At 41.1% G+C, this 22,221-nt stretch carries 19 protein-coding genes; 18 read left to right on the plus strand and 1 reads right to left on the minus strand.

The window, feature by feature from the left end:
• Window position 1: 1 nt before the first annotated feature.
• The 10 genes from NIES1031_RS21255 to NIES1031_RS21295 all read left to right on the plus strand — a co-directional run bounded on the left by NIES1031_RS21255 (window position 2) and on the right by NIES1031_RS21295 (window position 9,816).
• Window positions 2-2,068, plus strand: coding sequence for a GumC family protein (locus NIES1031_RS21255; RefSeq protein WP_073551446.1), 2,067 nt, complete (start codon window positions 2-4; stop codon window positions 2,066-2,068).
• 29 nt (window positions 2,069-2,097) lie between these two features.
• Window positions 2,098-3,441, plus strand: a complete 1,344-nt coding sequence (locus NIES1031_RS21260; RefSeq protein WP_073551447.1) for an O-antigen ligase family protein — start codon at window positions 2,098-2,100, stop codon at window positions 3,439-3,441.
• The gene (locus NIES1031_RS21265) at window positions 3,434-4,618 is read left to right on the plus strand and encodes a glycosyltransferase family 4 protein (protein ID WP_073551448.1); all 1,185 of its coding nucleotides are present in this window, start codon (window positions 3,434-3,436) and stop codon (window positions 4,616-4,618) included. The genes NIES1031_RS21260 and NIES1031_RS21265 overlap by 8 nt, the downstream gene beginning before the upstream one ends.
• Before the next feature lie 21 nt (window positions 4,619-4,639).
• Entirely contained in the window at window positions 4,640-5,752 is a 1,113-nt protein-coding gene (locus NIES1031_RS21270) for a glycosyltransferase (RefSeq protein WP_073551449.1), read from the plus strand.
• Between the two features lie 84 nt (window positions 5,753-5,836).
• Window positions 5,837-5,986: a hypothetical protein gene (locus tag NIES1031_RS24570; RefSeq protein ID WP_178378213.1), complete on the plus strand. Its 150-nt coding sequence runs from the start codon at window positions 5,837-5,839 to the stop codon at window positions 5,984-5,986.
• Entirely contained in the window at window positions 5,983-6,843 is an 861-nt protein-coding gene (locus NIES1031_RS21275) for a heparin lyase I family protein (protein ID WP_073551450.1), read from the plus strand. Before NIES1031_RS24570 ends, NIES1031_RS21275 begins: the two co-directional genes overlap by 4 nt.
• 149 nt (window positions 6,844-6,992) lie before the next feature.
• Window positions 6,993-7,442 carry a PssD/Cps14F family polysaccharide biosynthesis glycosyltransferase gene (gene pssD / locus NIES1031_RS21280; RefSeq protein WP_073551451.1) on the plus strand — a complete coding sequence of 150 codons (450 nt, stop codon included), beginning with the start codon at window positions 6,993-6,995 and terminating at the stop codon, window positions 7,440-7,442.
• 120 nt (window positions 7,443-7,562) lie between these two features.
• Complete coding sequence (locus NIES1031_RS21285) at window positions 7,563-8,057, plus strand: glycosyltransferase (RefSeq protein ID WP_073551452.1); 495 nt, start codon at window positions 7,563-7,565, stop codon at window positions 8,055-8,057.
• A gap of 48 nt (window positions 8,058-8,105) precedes the next feature.
• On the plus strand, window positions 8,106-9,050 hold the full coding sequence (locus tag NIES1031_RS21290; protein WP_073551453.1) for a glycosyltransferase family 2 protein: 945 nt from the start codon (window positions 8,106-8,108) through the stop codon (window positions 9,048-9,050).
• A 46-nt stretch (window positions 9,051-9,096) separates the two neighbouring features.
• The gene (locus tag NIES1031_RS21295; protein ID WP_073551454.1) at window positions 9,097-9,816 is read left to right on the plus strand and encodes a methyltransferase domain-containing protein; all 720 of its coding nucleotides are present in this window, start codon (window positions 9,097-9,099) and stop codon (window positions 9,814-9,816) included.
• Window positions 9,817-9,922: 106 nt separating this feature from the next.
• Here NIES1031_RS21295 and NIES1031_RS21300 read toward each other — a convergent pair whose 3' ends face one another.
• Window positions 9,923-11,341, minus strand: coding sequence for a heparin lyase I family protein (locus tag NIES1031_RS21300; RefSeq protein ID WP_084544429.1), 1,419 nt, complete (start codon window positions 11,339-11,341; stop codon window positions 9,923-9,925).
• 660 nt (window positions 11,342-12,001) lie between these two features.
• Between NIES1031_RS21300 and rfbF the strand changes: the two genes are divergently transcribed.
• The 8 genes from rfbF (at window position 12,002) to NIES1031_RS21340 (ending at window position 22,074) form a co-directional block, all read left to right on the plus strand.
• Window positions 12,002-12,775: a glucose-1-phosphate cytidylyltransferase gene (rfbF, locus tag NIES1031_RS21305; protein ID WP_073551456.1), complete on the plus strand. Its 774-nt coding sequence runs from the start codon at window positions 12,002-12,004 to the stop codon at window positions 12,773-12,775.
• 67 nt (window positions 12,776-12,842) lie between these two features.
• Window positions 12,843-14,057 carry an L-2-hydroxyglutarate oxidase gene (lhgO, locus tag NIES1031_RS21310; RefSeq protein WP_073551457.1) on the plus strand — a complete coding sequence of 405 codons (1,215 nt, stop codon included), beginning with the start codon at window positions 12,843-12,845 and terminating at the stop codon, window positions 14,055-14,057.
• A 321-nt stretch (window positions 14,058-14,378) separates the two neighbouring features.
• Window positions 14,379-14,636: a glycosyltransferase 61 family protein gene (locus NIES1031_RS26460; RefSeq protein WP_084544430.1), complete on the plus strand. Its 258-nt coding sequence runs from the start codon at window positions 14,379-14,381 to the stop codon at window positions 14,634-14,636.
• A gap of 268 nt (window positions 14,637-14,904) precedes the next feature.
• A complete protein-coding gene (locus NIES1031_RS21320; protein WP_073551458.1) occupies window positions 14,905-16,161 on the plus strand; it encodes a glycosyltransferase family 61 protein in 1,257 nt (418 codons plus the stop codon).
• A 90-nt stretch (window positions 16,162-16,251) separates the two neighbouring features.
• Window positions 16,252-17,277, plus strand: a complete 1,026-nt coding sequence (locus tag NIES1031_RS21325) for an NAD-dependent epimerase/dehydratase family protein (protein WP_073551459.1) — start codon at window positions 16,252-16,254, stop codon at window positions 17,275-17,277.
• Window positions 17,278-17,321: 44 nt separating this feature from the next.
• A complete protein-coding gene (locus NIES1031_RS21330; RefSeq protein WP_143167842.1) occupies window positions 17,322-19,046 on the plus strand; it encodes a GDSL-type esterase/lipase family protein in 1,725 nt (574 codons plus the stop codon).
• 58 nt (window positions 19,047-19,104) lie between these two features.
• Complete coding sequence (locus NIES1031_RS21335) at window positions 19,105-20,793, plus strand: FAD-dependent oxidoreductase (RefSeq protein WP_073551464.1); 1,689 nt, start codon at window positions 19,105-19,107, stop codon at window positions 20,791-20,793.
• A 48-nt stretch (window positions 20,794-20,841) separates the two neighbouring features.
• Entirely contained in the window at window positions 20,842-22,074 is a 1,233-nt protein-coding gene (locus NIES1031_RS21340) for a hypothetical protein (RefSeq protein WP_073551461.1), read from the plus strand.
• The last annotated feature ends 147 nt before the right edge of the window (window positions 22,075-22,221 follow it).

Raw genomic sequence — 22,221 nt, forward strand, 5'->3', positions numbered from 1 at the left:
TATGAACCACTTAGTCAATATTATCCGCAGACACTGGTTACCTTTGTTGCTGTTGAACGGTGTCGTAGTTGCCGCCACACTCTATGCAATTATTCACACTAAAACAACTGTTTCTCCAGTGTGGAAGGCTAATGCGGAATTAAATCTTCCTCAACCGTCTAATAGATTAGATGCTAGTTTAGGAACTTTAGGTCAATTGCAGAATACAGGTTTTGGTTTCTCTAGAGAAGTTAATCCTTTGCAAATTCAGCTGTCTATTCTAACTAGCGACACGGTAATGGAGCGAGTATTGGCAGTTGATCCAGAAAAAAATGCGTATTTAAGGTTAAGTGACTACAAAGCCTTATTTACTGCGACTCCCCAGCAGCAGTCAACAATTATTGCAGTAGAAGCTCGAGCTTCTAGTCCAGACATAGCGTACAAACGCTTAAATAATTTAATCAACATCTATCAGCTACGTCTGAATGAATTACGCCGTCAGGACACGAATGTTCGCGAGGAGTTTTCTCAAGAGGATTTAAAAAGAGCGCAGCAGCAGTTAGCTGAGTCTCAGGTTGCTTTAGCCAACTTTCAACAGCAGACAGGGCTAACCGATATTGTGGAACAAACGCGATCGCTCATCGGACAGATCAGCAATCTCAGAACAACTTATGCAACGGTTTTAGCGCAAGCTGGGGCAAATCAAACGCAAGCGAATGTAGCGTCGCAACGTTTGGGTATGTCCCCACAACAAGCAATGAATTCGCTGCGCTTAGGTGAAAATAAAGAGTATCAAGCGACTCGTCAGAAATTATCTGAGGTTGAAACGGCTTTAGCGGAAGCTCGCAGCCGATATACTGACGAGAGTCCACAAGTACAATCGCTGCTATCGAGCCGCCAAGAGCTACAGCAGATCATGAATCAACAGATCGCGACAGCTGTACCAGGAGCAAGTGCGAATGACATCGATTTGACGTTAGGTGGCAATGGCGGCAGAGACAGTCGCATCGAGATGATTTCACAGCTAATCACTGCGCAGAACTCAGCTTCTGGCTTGCAGCAACAAGCGAACTTGATTGCGAATGAAATCAATAGACTCAATACAGAGTTGAATAATATTACGAGAAATCGCGGTCAATTGTTAGATCTACAGCGTCGGTATGAAATAGCTGAGGGAATTTACAAAAGTATCACGGCTCAAATTGAGCAAGCCAAAACGAATCCTTTCAATGTTTATCCCAATATTCAAACACTAGATGCACCAAGTGTCGATCCCAAACCGGAAGAACCTAGCAGCAGACTCGCTGCACTAGGTGGTATCCTTGCCGCGCTGTTTGGCAGCATAAGCTTAATCCTCTTTTTAGAAAATCGCAATCCAATGCTCAAGCCAGAAGATCTACAGCAGGTGGAATTTCCCATCCTGGGTCGCATTTCGCGTCTCAGACCTCTAGACATGGAAAGATCTTTGTCAGCAGAGGTGCCTATCGAGTTGCAGAGGCTGGCTTCAGCTGTATTGATGCTAGAACACCAACGCTTACTGATCACTAGCTCTACTGCTGGAGAAGGTAAAACAACTGTTACCTTAGGACTTGCATTAGCATTGGTTAACTGTGGCTTCCGAGTACTGATTGTTGATGGCGACCTTAAGCAAGCAGAACTCAGTCGGCGGTTAGGTCATCCTAAGGCAAACACAGAGGATAGACACGCTCCAGTTTCTATATCTTTGGGGCTTGATTTACTACCTGCACCCGCAGTGCCAAGCGAAAAAATTGCTGAATTCTTCGCCCGTGGCAGCTTTGCACAGAATCTAAATCACATTCAAACCTCCGGTGGTTACGATTACGTGTTAGTTGATAGTCCACCGCTTGGGTTAGCTAGCGAGACTAATTTGATGAGTGCAGTGGTTCAAAATGTTTTGTTTGTTGTGCGTGCTGGGAAGAGCGATCGCTATTCGGTTCTGGATAGCTTTGAACAACTTTCGCGCCACAATGCTCACATTATGGGACTAGTCGTTAACTGTGTCGAGTCATCAGCAACAGGATACCGCTACGGACGTCAACGCGAATTAATAATGGAAACTGAGGCGTAAATGTTTGTGGTGAATTTGTGGTGAAATATATGGCTCAGATGTATCACACTAAATCTTTACGCCGAAGAAGCAATAAACTATTTGCCAACGGATTCTGGCTCCGTTGGCAAGCTTTAACTGTAGGTGAGCGTTTTGTCTGCGCTAACATCATTTTAATTCCTGTTTGGTGGGTTGCTGGTCTTTACGATTACTTACCAATACTTTTATTGTTGAGTGTTGGACTATACGAATGGCGACAACAGGGAAAAATACAATTAACACGCCCTAGTTTGCCCGTTATTGCGGCGATCGCCTTTGGTATTTATCAACTCGCAAGAGTCGCGATTTTCTACCACGAACCTAGAACTATCAAATTTTTTGACGTTGTTAGTGTCGTTTTTTGCCCGACGATTTGGCTTTGGTATATCCAAAGTAAAAATATTCGGCTACGCATGGAACCAATTGCTTGGGCTTGTACGATTAATGTTCTACAAATGCTTGGGTTATGGTTCTTAATTCAATTTGTTTTGCCAGCATCGCTTTTTCCCTTACCTACGATCTATGCACTCGTTACAGGTGTTACGAGTAAAGCTTTAGCAAGCATCTTGTCGCCTTTTCGCACGATTGACGGAAATGTTGCTGGATTTTGCCGTTGCCAATTGTTCTTCATCTTTCCATCCTTTTTTGCTTTATTTGCTGGGTTTCTAGGCTTAGTTGCTTTAGAAATTAAAAGTCGTCTTTGGTCATGGCTAGTCTTCGGAGCCTCTGTCTTCTTGATCGTGCTGAGTGCAACGCGAGCCGTTTGGGTGGCATTTCCACTTGTTTTGGGTTTGCGTTATCTATTTAGTAACTATGGAAGACGCTGGGTTCCTGCGGTTGTGTTTGGTTTAATCGCAGCCGGAAGTTTCCTGATATTTTCGCTTCCGGTCTTTACTGAGCTAGTTTTGAATAACTTCACTGATTTAGCAGACACAGTTAATAAAGTGCGAGAAGGTTCAACGGATACTCGCTTGGAAATCTACAGACAAACTTGGCTGGGAATTCAAGAAAATCCTTTGTGGGGACACTTGACAACAGGACCAACAATCAACGCTTATGCTCAAGATTATGAGGTAGTAGGCTCCCACAGCGTTATCTTGGGAAATCTACTTTATCTCAATGGCATGGTAGGTACTGGACTGTTTCTGACTTTTTGGTTTTCGCTACTTTATTGGATGTATAAAACGCGTGCCGGAAGACCTTTACTCTGTTTTGGTTTGTGGTTTTTGTACACTTTTGTTGCCTTTACTATGGATACAGCATATGGAATGTCCATATCATCGCTGCCTATTTTGGTGAGCATCGCTATACGTAATCCTCATCCAAAGTTCGCGCAAGGAGTACGTCATGCGTAAGCTCCTCATTGTGCCAGTATTTCATCATGCTTTGGGAGGAGCGACAGTTTCTCTGTCAATGACACTTAAAGGATTTCAGCAATGCGGTGCATTAAATCAATTGTGCGTCCTACTGAGAGCCGATTCTTTAATGGAGCAGTATCTTTGTCAAGCAGGTTATGAGTCGTGTTTGCATCTTATCCCTGAGCGCAGTCTTGGTCAGTTCATGAAGCAAGCACTGCACTGGGTAAATCAACAACCTCCAGATTGGCCAGTCCTGCTAGAAAACTGTGTTGCTCGTCAGTTGTTACCGGCGATGGCGCTGGCTGCACCTAGACTTCGTTGGAGTCGTCGTCCCATCTACCTCATCTTTCGTGACTTAGCCTACTCGCCGCATCCTTTAGGAAGTTTATTGCGAAAGTTTACTTTAGCAAGTCTTGCTCCCCGTGCTATTTGCAATTCTCAATTCACTGCTAAGCACATCCGCAAGCTCGTTCCGTATATCGAGGAAGTACTTTATCCTCCGGTTGATCTAGAGCGGTTTAATGATCGCCCTTCGGTTAAACCTCCACCAGCAAATTTACAACCGATTCTCAACTCTGGAGCACGAATCATTTTAACGCCTTCACGAATAAGTAAATCCGAAGACAATATTAATGATAAAAACTTGCGATCGCTTTTGCTTGTTTTAGCTCAACTGAAATCTAGGGGTCAAAATTATCATGGAGTTGTGATTGGACAAGACACGTCTTCCGATCAACAGAACATCCGAGCTTTACTTGCGCAAGCTAAAGACTTAGGAGTAACAGATCGATTCACAATTTTACCTCCTGTGTTTGCGATCGAGGATTACTACAAATATGCCGACGTCGTGATGACGCTTGCTCCTCGCGAACCTTTTGGTCGTACCATTGTCGAAGCGATCGCTTGTGGTGTACCAGTTGTTGGTAGCCAAACTGGCGGTATTGGGGAAATTCTAGGTAATTTTGCTCCTGAATGGACGGTAAACCCATATAATCCAGCGGCTGCAGCTGAAATAATTATACAGATTGCTCATAGTCCTAATAGCTCAAAACTTCTTGCCCAAGGTCAACGTTGGGTTGAAACACATTGCAGTGTTGCTAGTTACGCGCACCGAATCATGGAAATTACAGGTTTGGATTCCACCAAATTACCTGAAACTGAATTAGTTTACTAAAGCTTGAGGTGAGTGTTAGCTATGAAAAATATTGGCATCTATCGAAGAGTTTTTCCTCTCACTTCAGAAGCTTTCATCCAAGAGCAGTCTCACAACATGATGCGGTATCAACCGACGTTCATTTCTAACACCCTTCTGCAAGAAGTTCCGTTCAACAGTATTGCGGTGAGTCAAAATGACTTACTAGGTATTAAACAAGCTACTTTTCTACTGACGCGATCGCCAAAGTTATTTAATCGTCTTGATACCAGCACCTTAGCTTTAATTCACGCTCATTTTGGTCCTGATGGTGTTTATGCTATACCTATCGCTGAAAAGTTAAAAATTCCTTTATTAGTCACTTTTCATGGCTATGATATTACTATCTCTCGCACAGCTTTGTGGCGTAAAGGTAAGTTCTTGTACTATCAATTAATCTTTCATGAAGAAGAACTAAAAAGAAAGGCTGCAAAATTTATTGCTGTATCCAATTTTATAAAGAATAAACTCCTCGAAAAAAAATATCCGAACGAAAAAATTATTCAGCATTATATAGGTGTCGATACAGAAAAATTTACTCCCGGTAAGAAAGCAAGTGAACGATACATTTTATGTGTTGGTAGGCATACACAAAAAAAAGGTATAGACACCTTGTTACACGCCTTTGCAAAAATTACTCATAAACATCCTGAAGTTTCGCTGATTCAGGTAGGAACAGGTAATTTAACGAATACACTATATAACCTAACAAAAACTCTAGATATCGCGCATCGCGTCCGATTTCTAGGTGCACAGCCACATGAAGTCGTACTAAATTTGATGCGTGGTGCAGAGGTTTTTGCCTTAGCAAGTCAAACCGCAGAAAATGGAGATTGTGAAGGCTTACCTATAGTGATTAATGAAGCTTCTGCGTGTGGTATACCAGTTGTCTCTACTTGGCATAGTGGTATTCCTGAAGCAATTTTAGACGGCGAGACAGGTTTTCTTGTAGCAGAACAAGACGATATAAATTTAGCAGAAAAGCTAGATTTACTGCTATCTGACCGTGCCCTGGGTGAAAAGATGGGACAGCGTGGACGCGAATTTATGTGTGAGATGTTTGATATTCGGAAGCAAACTTCTAAGTTAGAAGCTATTTATGATTCGCTTAGTTGATAATTTAAAAATCTCATCTCATACTATTTACCTTTTATTGATTATCTAACAGCTAAGTTTCGCGAAGACTTGCTTTTATACTATATGTGTCAACCAAGCATTAAGTATATTGCAGAACACTTTGCTTTTAGCAACGCAGCTTGTCAAGATGAAGTTCTTTATGGTGTACTCATATCTAATTTAATGAATGGCGATCGCTATTATCAAAAGAAGTTAGTTGTCATGATGTCATGAAATTAAAGTTTTGGTTCAGCTTGGTTTTCAGTACGACTGTTTTGTTGTCTTTAGCGGGACATACATCACGAGCAAATGTTATTGACTCAGTAACAGAAGATATTAGCCAAGCTAGAGCTCGTGAGTACTCTAACTCCAAAGGAGGGGATGTTTGCAATAGACTAAAAAATGTTACAGATAAGACTATTGCTGGACGACAAGCTTTTTTCCATTGGGTAGCTCGTTGTGGAGAACGTTCCGAATTAGCAATGAGACGCACTGCGATTGGCAATACCTATTGGTATGGTTGGTCAATTTATATTCCCTCTGACTGGCAAGATGCTCGGGAAGGATATGATATTGTCAATCAATGGGCTATATTCCCAACTAAAATAAATATGAAAAAAGCGTGTGGAGCAGCAGGCTCTTACATTGCTATCAGCAAAAATACGCTCACCTTTGCTTTACAACGTCAGGGAGATACAGAAGAAGTAACTTGCACTAAGTACCCTTTGATGGAAGTTGCCGAGATGAGGGGAAAGTGGGTAGACTTTGTGATGCACGTGAAATGGACAGGCGACACAAATGGATTTTTGAAGCTTTGGATGAAGAGTAAAAACGAACCTTACCAATTGAAGATAAATTATACTGGTTCCACATATTGGAATCATGCCAAAACCGGACCATATTTTAAGATGGGATTGTATAAAGGCGACCCAGATTTTGCAGGACCAGCACCACGGTATTTGTATACCGCACAGTATCGTCTAGGCAATGCTGACTCTAACTTCCAAGCAGTTTCTCCGATTCAGGAATCAATCGCTTGTCGATACGTTCCTAACATGGCGCAACTTTTTGGTAATAAGTGCATTAATTAATTTGATTTAAAACCCACTTGTATCTAGTAGCGTATACTTTGCAGAAGTTTCAATGAGTTCATAGGAAAGAGGCACTATAGTTGCCTCTTTTTTTTAGAAATAATGTTGTGCGCTTAATTTACATTACGTATCTTTTCGGAGTTAAATACATGAAGCTACTATTGGTCTGCAATCCAGGAGGACACTTCGCTACTATGATGGGTCTAAAAAGTTTTTGGTCTGCCTACGCAAGAGAATGGGTCACTTATCCGAAATGGGATACACAAAGCTTGTGTGATAAAGAGATAGTGAATTGGGTAGAAATGCAAGAAGCACGTATGTTAGGCAAAGCATGTATTAATTTTACTAAAGCTTTAACTATTTTAGATAAAAGTAAGCCGGATTTAGTTATATCTACTGGAGCAAGTCTGGCTGTGCCTTTTATCTTAGCTAGCAAGGGTTTTGGCATTAAAACAATGTTTATTGAAAGCATTACTCGTGCTCATGAATTAAGTTTGAGTGGAAAACTTGTCTACAATCTAGTAGACGAGTTTTATGTACAATGGCCTGAGTGTGTACAGCGATATCCCAAAGCTCAATACAAAGGTGTTATTGCTTAAGCTGCTAGCAATCAAGTGCTTTTCTCGGTATTAAACTTCTACTACCAGACTACTTATTGCAATGATGATTGTAGTTATTTTCTTGGTAGTTACAGGAGGGTTTCGGCAAAGGTTTATTCCATGATTATCTTCACACTTGGAACTATATTCTTTCCTTTTGACCGCGCAGCTAATTGGTTACAGATTCTTTTGCAGGAAGAAATTATTATTGAGCCAGTGTTATTTCAGCATGGTGCTACATCGGTAACTCGACTAAATCATCCTTTACTTACGAATGTAGCTTCACTAACAACTGATGAAATGCACGCAGCTGTAAAACAAGCATCTTTGGTAGTTTCTCATGCAGGACAAGGTTCGACACGAATGTTAGCAGGGATGGGAGCAGGTTTCGTACTTATTCCTAGACTAAAACGCTACGGAGAACATGTTGACGATCACCAGCTGCTTTTTGCGCGTGCTGTCGAGAGATTTGGCGTACATTACTGCACTGAACTTGAGCAATTAATTCAATACATCAAACAACCTCCATCCCCTTTGCGCAAAAAATTGTTTGATGCTCCTTTACTAGCAGAACACTTGATGACACGCTATCGAGTCTTGAACCTGCAAAAGTAACTCCACAATTGAAAATTCATTGTGTAACATTCTTGATTTAAAAGAATAATGAACAATACTCAACCACGAGTCAGTATTGGTATGCCTGTGTACAATGGTGCAATCTATCTTAAATCAGCATTAGATTCACTATTAAATCAGACATTCGCAGATTTTGAAATTATTATTTCTGATAACGGTTCTACTGACCAAACCGAAGAAATTTGTCGAGCGTATGCTGAGCAAGACTCGCGGATTCGCTATTATCGTAACGAGCAAAATCTTGGCGCTGGCTGGAATTTCAACCGGGTGTTAGAGCTTGCACATAGCGAGTATTTTAGATGGGCTTGTCATGACGATATATGCGCTCCAGAACTCTTAGAGCAATGTGTTAAAGTACTAGACTCTTATCCTTCGATTGTTCTGTGCTACCCAAAAACGATCGTCATTAATGAACATGGGCAGCAAGTAGAAAAATACGTTGATGGTTTTGATCTGCGATCGCCAAAGCCCCACGAAAGGTTTGCCCAATATCTTAAACTTGTTCGTTTTGGTCATGGCTGTCACCCAATCTTTGGCTTGATTAGGATCGAGACATTGAAACGCACAGCGCGCATGGGAATTTATCCTTCCTCGGATCTCGTTCTACTAGGTGAACTAACGCTTCATGGAGAGTTTTATGAAGTGCCTGAATATCTTTTTTTCAAGCGAGATCATTCTAAGAACTCGGTACGAGCACATCGCGCATTCAAAGATCGTATTGCTTGGTACGATCCAGCAAAAAAAGGAAAATTGCACTTAACAAGATGGAAGTGGTTTCTTGAGTATCTTACAGCAATTCAACGCGCTCAACTGAGTTGGAATGAAAAAGCACGTTGCTATCTCCAAATGACAAAATGGGTAAGTTGGAATTCAATCTTTCTGACAAAAGATTTGATAAAAGCTACACTTTGGCCTTTTCTAAAACCCTTTATTAACCTTGAAGTAGGTCAGAAGGTTAGTAGAAATGCTTAGCTATTAGTAATGCTCCCGTGTAAATCAATTTCAAAGGGAAGTAGATATGGCATTTAAACTGAGCCTCAAGTCAGCACCACTTTTAAAAACACTTGCTGATGACAGAAAGCCTAACTCTCTATCTAGTAAATTAAGACAAAAAAGATTTGCTGTATTTACAAAACTTGTAAAAAATCATTGCGAAAAGACAAAGGGTTTAGTAAGAATTATTGATGTAGGTGGCACACCTACAGTTTGGGAAAGGAATTTACCTTTGCTAAAACAGCTATGTCCAGTAACTCAGGTTAAAGTCGTAGTTGCTAATATCAAAGACTATCGAACTAGTTGTATAGATATTAACTGTGTTATTGCTAATGCCACAAAAATGAACCAGTTTAAAGACAAAGAATTTGATATTGTTTTTTCAAATTCTGTCATTGAGCATGTTGGTGATTTTGAAGCACAAAAAGCAATGGCTAACGAAATTCTAAGAATAGGTAAAGTATATTTTGTACAAACACCAAACTTCTATTTTCCTATAGAACCACATTTCCTTTTTCCTTTTTTTCAATTTTTCCCTCTTCCATTAAAAGTTTGGTTAATTCGTAATTTCGATTTAGGATGGCGGAGGAAAGCACCTACCTTGGATACTGCACTTGTACTTATTAATTCTGTAAAGCTCTTGACCAAGAAACAGCTAATCAGTCTCTTTCCCCAAGCTAATCTTTTTGAAGAAAAGATTTTTAGTTTAACTAAATCTTTTATTCTGTATGGCGAATCTCCCTAGAATCTAGGGCAAAACTTAAACAATAACAAATTTGCAAGATTTGGCTGTCTTGAACACTGAAATAGTCCACATAAAATAAGCATGTTGAGGAGAGGCTTGATAAAAACTATTCAATACTAAAGTTATCAAAAGTTGCTGAGTTATTATAACTCCCCAAGCCTGCACGCCCTCCAGTAAATGTTGTATCTTTAGCTGTTGCTTGCAAACTTCCATTGCGATACACCTCAATTGTATCTTTTGTTTTTTCGATTCTGATGTTATATGTAGTTCCTCCTTGGATCGTGGAATTAAAGTTCGCAAGTTGTGTAGAAACTCCTCCTACCACTCTAAAAATTCCATTAGTGTGCCTGTTGTCACTTTCGTTAAAGCTAGCATAGTAATAATTATTACCATCTTGGTAATTAAAGATAATTGAAAAGTCATCCCAACTACTTGATGTTGCTGTTGAGCTTGCATCTGCCTTTAGTACAAAGCTTTCAGGCAGAATGTTTTTGTGAACAGATATATTTCTGTTGTGCGCTTGCGACAAGCCACCGTTAGCATATGTTAGTAAGTACTTCCCGTTACTGACACTCCAAGCTCCACCGGATTGAACACTAAAATTGCTAGCTGAGGAGGAAAAGTCTTCAAATGTGCTTTGTGGAGCTTCCGGTTGTGGCTTTGGTTCACTATAAGAGCCAGGAGGTGCAACATCTTCAAACTTAGCATTGGCATCGCCTAAGCGATATTCGTCTGTATAAAGATATCGAGGCGCAGCACCGCTAAAATTTGGATCGCCTTTGTACAATCCCATCTTGAAGTATGGTCCACTGCGTTCGCCATTCCAATAAGTACGCCCAGAGTAGTTTACCTTTTGAACGTATGCTTCATTACCAATTTTCATCCAAAGTTTAACGAAGCCATCAGTATTTCCCGTCCATTTTGCTTGCATGACAAAATCTACCCATTTTCCGCGTACTTCAGAGAGATTTGCCAAGGTATATCTTGTACATTCAGTCTCAGAAGTTGTGCCTTGTCTTTGCAGTCTGAAACTGATCGAATCACCACTTCTAATCATATATGAACCAGCTGCACCGCAAGCTAATTTGCGGACACTAGGGTATATAGGCCATTGTGCAAGAATATCATAATCATCTGATGGGTTGTCCCAGTTAGAAGGAATAAACATTGACCAGCCATACCAATAAGTTTCTCCAATAACAGAGCGCCTCATTGATAATTCAGAACGTTCTCCACAACGATTTACCCAGTGTAAGAAAGCTTGTTTTCCTGCTCGAATAGGATGAGCATTATTGTTGGTGAAAGTAGTTACGTTTTCCAGTTTGTTACATGTAGAGCCACCCTTTGAGGTCGAATGTTCACGCGATCGCGCATCTGCAATGTCTTCTGTTACTGATTCTATAACTGCTGCGTGCGAACTATTTGCTCCTATTAATAGAAGTAAAGTTGTACTTAGAAGCAAACTGGATAAGCGCAAAGACGTGTTTTTCTGAGGTCTTGTACGTAAAAAATTACAACACTTCATTTTTGAATTATTCCTTTGAGAAACTGATTGTTTTAGTTTTAACTACGCGATCCTTTTAAAAAGTTTGAGTAAGCAAATCAACTAATAACTTTTGTGAAAAATCGCAATTCTTTAATGTAGTTTCATAAAAATAAACTACAACTTAGAGTAGGTTTTAAAAAACAAGGAAGCCAAGGGGGAAATTACTGAATTTACACTTCAGTAATCACACTTTAGAAATATTTGCTTGTGACAAAATGATTCGGTGTAATTACTACAGTAAATCTACGGATGAAAATCAATGTATGTGACATTTATTTTCTAGGAGAAAGATAGATGCTGGTAAAAGAACATAGCAAAAGCACTAATTTAATGATTTTGCACGTATGTTCTTCTAAAAAAAAACTACCGTCAACACATATAAATTCAGTAAAATCCAGATAATTTTGTAGCTTACAAAGAAAAATATAGAAGTAGTACTCGTAGGTAAGTTTTTGTTTTGATTTATTCAATTAATCAAAGCTTTCAATATGAAGCATTCTTCTCCAATTAAAATATTTGACGAGATTACTAAATTGAGATTTTTTTATTTGAGAGAATAGCTACTTCGAGGCTAGTTCTTGTTAGCTCAATAGCGCATGTAAATGGACACAAACACTAATTTAAAAACGAGGAGAGCTTATGAAAGCAGTAATCTTGGCGGGAGGATTGGGAACACGGATTAGTGAAGAAACCGCAATTAAGCCAAAGCCAATGGTTGAAATTGGAGGTAAACCGATTTTATGGCATATCATGAAAATTTATGCCACCCACGGTATTAACGATTTCATTATCTGTTGCGGTTACAAAGGATATGTGATTAAGGAGTACTTTGCAAACTACTTCTTACATATGTCTGATGTCACGTTTGATATGCGGTTTAATCAGATGAATGTGCATTGTGGTTATGCTGAACCGTGGCGCGTGACTTTAGTGGATACAGGAGAGTCTACAATGACCGGAGGGCGGTTGAAGCGTGTCAGAGAACATGTAGGCAATAGTACATTTTGTTTTACCTATGGTGATGGAGTGAGCAACGTCAACATCACGAAACTCTTAGAGTTTCATAAACAACAAAAAACCCAAGCGACCCTAACAGCAGTCCAACCACCTGGGCGTTTTGGTGCAATTTGTTTAGCAGAAGAGCAAACAAAGATTACTTCTTTTAAAGAAAAACCAGGTGGTGATGGTGCTTGGATTAATGGTGGTTACTTTGTCCTCGAACCAGAGGTCATCGACTATATTGCTGGTGACAGTACAGTGTGGGAACAAGAGCCGTTAGAAAAATTAGCTCACTTAGAGCAGTTATCGGCATACAAGCACGATGGTTTTTGGCAGCCAATGGATACTTTACGGGATAAAAACTATCTAGAAAACTTATGGCAGAAAGGGCAAGCGCCTTGGAAGGTGTGGTAAAGATTCCCTTGAGGGTTCACAGCTATCATCACAATGCAATTTAACTTCCAAAGGCAAAAACATTCTTATGTACGATTATGCAGTTATCGGTGGTGGGATTGTTGGTCTGGCTGCGGCGATCGCAGTGAGCAAACGTTATCCTGCGGCTCGGATTGTCGTCTTAGAAAAAGAACAAACTTGGGCAAGTCACCAAACCGGAAACAATAGCGGTGTCATTCACTCAGGAATTTACTACAAACCAGGTAGTTACAAAGCTCAGTTCTGCCGTGAGGGTAACCGCTCGATGGTAGAGTTTTGTCAACAGCATAATATTGCGCATGAAGTTTGTGGCAAGGTAATTGTCGCAACTGAACACCACGAATTACTAATGTTGGAGAACTTGTATCAACGCGGTTTGGCAAATGGATTACAAGTAAAGCAGTTGCATGCAGAACAAGTGAAAGAAATTGAGCCACACGTTCAGTGCTTAGCGGGCTTACGAGTACCTTCGACAGGAATTGTTGATTACAAGCAAGTTTGTCAAAAATACGTCGAAATTTTTCAAGCCCAGTCAGGTGAACTGCGTTTGAATACCCAGGTCAAGAAAATCTCGACTCGTAGCGATACTACAATCCTAGAAACGAACAATGGCATCTTTGAAACTCGGTTTGTGATTAATTGTGCCGGATTGCATAGCGATCGCATTGCGCAATTAACCAACATAAATCCTGAAGCAAAAATAGTTCCTTTTAGAGGGGAGTACTACGAACTCAAGCCAGAAAAACGCTATTTGGTAAAAAGCTTAATTTATCCTGTACCTAATCCAGCATTTCCGTTTCTAGGCGTACACTTTACACGAATGATTGATGGTACAGTTCACGCTGGCCCTAATGCCGTTCTGAGTTTCAAGCGAGAAGGTTATCACAAAACAGATTTTAATTTGCGCGATTTTGCAGAAGTCATGACTTATTTTGGTTTCTGGAAATTAGCAGCAAAACACGCCGCAGAAGGGCTGCAAGAAATAGTTCGCTCCTACTCAAAGACAGCATTCGTGCGCAGTTTGCAACGGTTAATTCCAGAAGTAACAGAAGACGATGTAATACCTACTCACGCAGGTGTCAGAGCGCAAGCTTTGCGTTCTGATGGACAACTCGTCGATGATTTTCTACTGGTATCTTCGCAAAATGCGCTTCATGTATGCAATGCCCCTTCTCCAGCAGCAACTTCCTCGCTAGAGATTGGTAAAGAAATTGCGTCGCAGGTTCCTGAGCGCTCGCGTTTGCAAGTAGCACTTACAGTTTAGTCACTAGTTACCTCTTATTCGTATAAGTTTTAAACTGCCGTAAGTCAGAAATATTGGTATCAGCTTCCTCGATATTTTGTCGGAAGCTGATAGCTTATATATTGCTGGAAAAATTGAAATAATGATAAATGCTTGCAATGAATTCGTTGACTATAGTGACTCTCCTTAGGAACATTAGTGCTTTTATTCACCAGTACTCTTAAGAAGAAAATTCTGGTCGTCTAAGAGCAATTACTGGTGAAAGTAAGTTTGCGCTGCGTCAAAAGATTGTTAGCTTAAATATTTGCTGATTCATCTACCTCCAACTCATAGTGAAAGAAAATTTGCTTCGAGAATTTATATCTCAAGACCGAAAGCCGTAGGGGGAAAGCAACAAATGAAGATGAAGTCATCGCAGCTTCGACTCTTTATGGATTTAAAGCTTACACCATAGAAAACTTAAGCTTTGCTAAACAGGTGAGATTATTTTCACAAGCGGAAACTGTTGTACCAACTCATGGTACTGGTTTAACCAATATAATATTTGCACAAAATCTAACTGTAGTTGCTCGATTCACTCGATTCATTTGTTACTCCTAAGTTTTTTATTAGCAAAAGCTTTTAGTTTTTGCCACGAATGCTTAACATCAGGTAGGCAAGTGCAGTTACAATACAGTCAAAAGTTCAATGAAGTATAAGTTCAGTCGATATACCCCAACTACAGAACCTTATTGTTAAGTTATTTAGCGGCAATTTGCTCTTTTTAAGAGTCTTTTTTTTGGGGTTTCTAGTGGTACTTATTATCCATAATTTTGCTATGTGTAAAATCACTATTTTACAGAACTAGAGTCATTATATTAAGAACATCATGCAGGCAATTATCTACGCTATCAAAAAGAAGATTTTAGTGGGTCGATTGAAAGCAATTTCTATAGTGGCTAAGTACACGCTACGCCAATGGTTGTTTAAGCCCCTGACAAAAATAGTCGGCTTAAAAATTCTTGCTCAAGAAGATGTTTTAGCAGAAAAAGACAAATATCAAGTTTGGGAATTTGGTTTTCCAGAAACAGTTATCGCTGATGAAATACGTGAAAGTACAGATGAGATTCCTCAACTCATCCACAGTCATACTGGCGTTATTAATTTTGGCAAACCCTTCGTCTTTACAGTAACGAACGCTCAGCTTGTAGGTCCAGCAGTAGTTGGGTTTGATGAACCAGGAAATCTGATTGCAGAGACATTTCCTGGTATTGGTAACATCAAAAAATATTTACCAACGCGAACTTTGTTATTCAAAAGCTTACCTCGAATCAAAGTTCCGCAGTTAGAAACAGCATATTCGTTGGTTAATTGGAGGTCTCAAAACTACTATCATTGGGTAACCGATTGTTTGATTCGTTTAAAGGGACTAGAACACTACCGCGAACAAACCGGAAACAAACCGTTACTCATTATTCAAGCAAATCCACTGAAATGGCAAGTAGAATCACTGAGACTTTTAGGGTATGAGCCAGAGAATTGTATTCAATGGAAAGTACCAAGAGTAGAAGTCAAGCACTTAGTCGTTGCATCTGCGCAACGCGAACGGCGAACACCTTCTCCCGCAGCGTGTGTATGGCTGCGCGAACAGATGCTAAGTCATCTACCTGCGATTGATAGCGAACAAAATTTTGCCTCAAGAATCTACATTTCAAGAGCCAACGCAGTCGGTAGAAAAGTCGCTAATGAAGATGAGGTTTTAGCAGCTTTGACTCCTTATGGTTTTAAAGCCTACATACTGGAAAACTTGAGCTTCGCCGATCAAGTGAGGCTATTTTCACAAGCAGAAATCGTTGTAGCGACTCACGGTGCTGGTTTAACCAATATGATATTTGGCAAGAACTTGACCGTAATCGAGCTTTTTGATTCATTTTTGACGCCAGATTATTTTCTACTTGCAAAAGCGTTAGGTTTTAACTACAAATTCCTAACATCTGGGAAAAAAACGCAGTTTCAGTACAGTAAGAAGTTTAATGCAGTATCAGTTGATATCGCGAAATTGCAGGCACTACTTACCAAGCTTCTTGATACTTCTGATTTCTGGAATGTTACTCAAGATCGCCAACCTGTGAATACGATTTCTTGAACAAAATGCGATCGCCTACGCAAAGCGCAGTACCAGCAGCGATCGCGGATGTCACATCTAAAAATACCCATTAGCGTGTAAATCAAACTTATGAACGTACTTGTTACCGGAACAGAAGGCTACATCGGCTCGTTACTTGCTCCTATGCTGATTCAACGCGGACATAAAGTATTAGGGGTAGACACTGGTTTTTACAAAGTTGGTTGGCTATACAACGGTACTGAATACACTGCCAAAACCTACAACAAAGATATTCGACGCATTACCCCAGAAGATCTTCAAGATGTTGATGCTGTGGTACATATGGCAGAACTCTCAAACGATCCCACCGGACAACTTGCTCCCAATATTACCTACGACATCAATCACAAAGGTTCGGTACGCTTGGCAGAACTCGCAAAAGCCGCAGGTGTACGCCGCTTTGTCTATATGTCTTCTTGCAGTGTATACGGTGTCGCCACTGGCAATGATGTCACTGAAGAATCTGCCGTAAATCCGCAAACAGCTTACGCCGAATGTAAAACGCTAGTCGAGCGTGACGTTCAGGCAATGGCAGATGATAGTTTTTCTCCTACTTTCATGCGTAATGCTACCGCGTTTGGCGCTTCTCCTAGAATGCGTTTTGATATTGTGTTGAATAACTTGGCAGGTCTTGCTTGGACAACCAAAGAAATAAAAATGACGAGCGATGGTACTCCTTGGCGTCCATTGGTTCATGTCCTCGATATTTGCAAAGCGATCGCCTGTGTGTTAGAAGCACCGCGCGATATTATTCACAATCAAATCTTTAACGTAGGAGATAGCGCGAATAACTATCGAGTCCGCGAAATTGCTGAAATTGTTGCTGATGTCTTTCCAGGTTGCCAATTGAGTTTTGGTGATAACGGTTCAGATAACCGCAGCTATCGCGTTTCGTTTGAGAAGATTAACAAAACACTGCCAGGATTTAAATGCGACTGGAATGCTTTATCCGGCGCACAGCAGTTGTTTAACTATTTCACGCTGATTGATATGTCAACAGAAACCTTCTTATTTAGAGGATTCACGCGTCTCAAACAACTTGAGCATCTCATCAACACGCAGCAAATTGACGAAAACTTCTTCTGGACTTACTAAAACATCGTCCAAACGGTTCTCAAGATAGCAAGAGGTCATTACATGTGTCGGAAATAAGAGTCGAAGCTGAAAATATGACTCTGACAGGGTTTCGTTTAGAAACGAATACTGCTGCTTCAGGGGGACAAATTATTAGTTTAGTGGGAGGTGAACTTTCAGAAGTTGGTAGCGCCAGATTTACATTTGACGGTCCTTCTGGTTCGTACAACATTGTCGTGCGTTACTTTGATGAAACTGACGGAGTGAGTCATCTCGAAGTTGGCAAATCAGGGTTAACAATCGATGGTTGGTATTTCAACCAAAATCTCGGTAGCGCTTTGGCCAATACCCGAACACAAGTACGGCGTGCGATCGCGAGTGGGTTGACAGTCAAAACTGGAGACATCTTTAGGCTTTACGCAACTGAGAACAATGGCGAACCTGCTAGGATAGATTACATCGAATTCACACCTGTTGTAGCACCTGCGACTACGTCAACAATTATCAATGGGACAAACGCAAACGACCGATTAGTAGGCAATGCCAGAAACAACACGCTCAACGGGTTTGCTGGTAACGACATTCTCGATGGTCGAGGAGGTCATAATAAACTCAATGGTGGTAGCGGGATAGATACCGCGGATTACAGCCAAGCCACCAATGGAATTATTGCCAACTTCAATACAGGAACTGTGCTAAAACCTGTATTTGGCACAACGACACCGAAGGTCATGCCTTTAGGTGACTCAATTACCGCAGGACAGCACGCGGTTCAGCCAACTCCAGGAACTTATCGGATTCAGCTATGGAAAAACCTGCGTGCAGATAACTTAAGCGTAGATTTTGTTGGTTCGCAGTTCAATGGCCCTCCTAGCCTAGGAGACAAAAACCATGAGGGACACGGCGGCTGGACAATCAATCAAATCGCTGGCTTAGTGGATCAGGGAAGTATCAAGACATATCAGCCGCAAATAGTCTTGCTAATGATTGGCACCAATGATGTACTTCGTGGTCATTCGCTGAACACGATAACTGGTGATTTGAGCAATCTTATTGACCGCATTAGTCAAGATTCGAGTAATACGCGCATTTTTGTTTCCTCGATCGCTCCGATCGACCCTGCAATCAGAGGAACAACAAGAGCAAATTTAGCGAAAAGCTTCAACGCCTTGCTGTCTGATTTTGTCAGCGAGAAAGTTGCCCAAGGTAAAAAGGTAACGTATGTGAATGCGGGAGGCAGTCTCGACCTGACAGAGCTAGTACCGGATGGCGTTCACCCTAATGTTAGTGGATATAACAAAATAGGAAATGCATGGTATGACACGCTTGTCAAGCGCGACACGCTAACAGGTATTGAAAATGTTATTGGTTCTAGATTTGCCGACAAATTAATCGGAAATTCAGAGCACAATACGCTCAAAGGTGGTCTTGGAAGTGACACACTAACTGGTGGTGGTGGGGCAGATAATTTCTTTTATAAAGCGCCAAATGAGGGTGGTGATATTATCACCGATTTTGGTTTTGACGATCGCTTTACATTTTCGGCTGACGGCTTTGGTGGGGGGTTAGTTCGCGGTATCAAGCTAAGTACAATAGCTGCTGATACGGGAGTGTTTGTCAATGGTGCTAATCCTACTCCTCTTGGAAGTAGTGCTAACTTCTTGTACAACACTAACACCGGCGTCCTCAGGTTCGACCGCGATGGTGTTGGTGTTGAAAGTTCAGCCGTAACAATTGCAACTCTTCTAGGGACACCCTCGCTGAGTGCCAGCCAATTCTATATTTCCTAATTAAATGCGATCGCGCCAGTGCATCTTTTTTACAACCGTCATCGAGACGTACAATATCATGATCATCGACGCCCGCACATTACCAGAAAATACAATCATCGAGACCGAAGTTTGCATCATCGGTGCTGGTCCAGCAGGACTGACACTAGCACACGAATTGAGCGGACAGAACTTTCGAGTTTGCCTGCTAGAAAGTGGGGGGACCGAGCCTAATCAAGAAATTCAATCGTTTTGCGAGGGCAATATTACACAAGAACTCTCACAAGATTTGAGTGAGGCACGTTGTCGTCAGCTAGGTGGAGCCGCAAACTTATGGAACGATCGCACGGGGCAAAACCATGTTTGTGCAAGGCTTTTGCCTCTCGATGCAATCGATTTTGAAAAACGCGATTGGTTACCTTATAGTGGCTGGCCTTTTAGCAAGTCACACCTCGATCCATTTTACGAACGCGCGCAACATCTTTATCGGCTGCGACCGTTTGCTTATGATGCTGAGGACTGGGAATCGAACCAAACTCCTCGGCTACCTTTGGCGAGCGATCGCATCAAGTCTACTGTATATCAGTTTGGAGCACGCAACGTTTTTACGCACGAAATTCGTCATGAAATTAAACAGTCAAAAAACCTCACTACTTACCTCAATGCCAATGTCTTAGAAATCGAAACTAATGATGCTAAGACTATAAACTCCGTTCGCGTAGGCTGCTTGCACGGTCATCAATTTCGGGTAGGTGCCAAAATATTTATTTTAGCTATGGGTGGTATTGAAAATGCCCGTCTATTACTGTTATCAAACAAAACCCAAAACGTTGGTCTAGGTAATCACAACGATCTCGTTGGTAGATTTTTTATGGAACATCCATATCTACGTTTGGGCATGTTTACTCCTACCAATAGACAACTTTTCAAATCAGCAGCTTTATATGATATACACTGGAAAAACAACTTATTGATAATGGGAAAGCTTACGCTTAGTGAAGAATTGAAGCGGCGTCAACAGTTACTAAACAGTTGTTTGCTGCTTTTCCCAAAACCAAAAGCTTATGAATCAAAAGCTGTAAATTCATTAAAGAGTTTGCTCGCATCAAGCCGTAAGGCAAAAATCTCAAAAGATACTTTGGGACATTTAAGTAATGTGATAAGTGGGATGAATGACGCTATATCTTTTGTTTACGGAAATGTATTTAAATTACCAGAATTCAGTTACAATCCTGCTCAGGGAGGTTGGTCGCGTTTAAAAGGAAATTACAAAAAATTTAGCTCGTTTGAGGTAAGAATCAGTGCTGAACAAGCTCCAAATCCAAATGTTCGAGTTACTCTAAGTCAAGAGCGTGATCGCTTTGGGTTAAGAAAAATTAATCCAATTTCCTGGCATTGGAGTGATATCGATATCCACAGCATTGTGCAAACAGAAAAGATTTTTCAAGAAGAAATTGTTCGCGCTAACTTAGGTCAATATCGCTCGCTAACCGAACTGGATAAAGGTACGAGGCCTGAATGTGTTGGTGGCAATCATCACATGGGGACAACGCGTATGCATCCCAACCCTAAACAAGGTGTTGTCGATGAAAATTGTCGCATTCATGGTACCTCAAATTTATTTGTAGCAGGTAGTTCTGTTTTTCCTACAGGAGGTTGCGCTAATCCGACACTGACAATTATTGCTCTAGCTATTCGTTTAGCAGAGCAAGTGAAGAAAATGATGGCATCAAATGCAGTGACAACCTTACAGCGGCAACTAAACTAAATCCTTGCATGCAACTATTACCCTGCTACGCATTACCCTGTTCATCATATGAGAATCGAAAATCTCCGTTCAGAAACGAACGGAAACCTATCCAAAGTCGCAGCGACCGTCATCTGGGAAGATAGCGATCGCCTAACTCAAGAAATCTACTTTCAAACAACTGAACCATTTGCCAATGATCTATCGTGCAATCCTCATGCATTTCTCATTGCTTGTATAATGCCAGCTATGCGTCAGGGCGAAGCAAGGGTGTCTATAAATGCACCAATTTGCCCCGATTTACACAATGGACTTATAACTGCAATGAGTTGGATTCGCCAGTGGTACAAGCCAGAGCGTCAGCTTGTTCAAATTGAAGCAAAAGTCCTTGCTACACCAAAGCCACGTACCGCTGAGAGGGCAGGTTTTTTTTTCTCAGGAGGTATAGATTCTTTAACTACTTTGCGTGCTAACCGTCTTGACTTTCTCTTGGAACACCCAAGATCAATTAAGGATGGTTTACTAATTCATGGACTGGAAGTCGAAGACTCGCAATTGTTTGAGCAAATCGTGGGATCAATGTTGAACATAGCACAAGATGCTGGTGTGACACTGATTCCTGTTTACACAAATATCAGGCAGTTAAATCCTGATTGGGAGTTTTGGGGAAAAGAATTTCAAGGTTCAGTGCTTGCAGCCGTTGCGCATGTCTTCGCACAGCGGTTGAGCTTAGTTACTATACCTTCGAGCTTTGACATCTTCAATTTGTATCCCTACGGTTCACACCCGCTACTAGACCCAAACTACAGCAGTAGTGATTTACAAATTCGGCACGACAGCATTTTGTTGTCAAGGTTAAACAAAACAAAGTTAGTAGCCGATTGGGATGTAGCGCTTCAGAATCTGCGAGTGTGTAATAAAACTCGATTTATTCAATCTGGCTGGCTCAATTGTGGTCAATGCGAGAAATGCCTGCGCACAATGACAGCTCTTTTGGCGCTGGGAGTGTTAGATAAAACACGGGCTTTTCCTCAAGACAATGTTTCGGAAGCGCTACTGGTAGCGAAAAGTTACATCAAAAATCCTCCCTATGCTGAATCTTGTTATCGTGAGTTGATCGCGCCCTTAGCGGCACAAGGTCGTCACGATTTGGTGCGCGCAATTAAGTGGATTATCACCCGATACCACTTGGTTGAAGGGCTGAAGCAAATGGATCGCACATTGCTCAATGGCAACATACATAACCTTTACAAAGTGGCACAAGATAAAACCAAACAGAGTGATAGCAAACTATCTGCATAAATGCAGTAACGCTCAAAGTTGTTCGGAATATAGAAATGATAATCATAGATAAAGCACTCAAAGAACGCGCAGCAGCAGGAAATCCAATTCGCGTGGGGATGATTGGGTCAGGATTCATGGGACGCGGAATTGCCAACCAAATCATCA

It is taken from the genome of Chroogloeocystis siderophila 5.2 s.c.1 (assembly GCF_001904655.1).
Lineage (GTDB): Bacteria > Cyanobacteriota > Cyanobacteriia > Cyanobacteriales > Chroococcidiopsidaceae > Chroogloeocystis > Chroogloeocystis siderophila.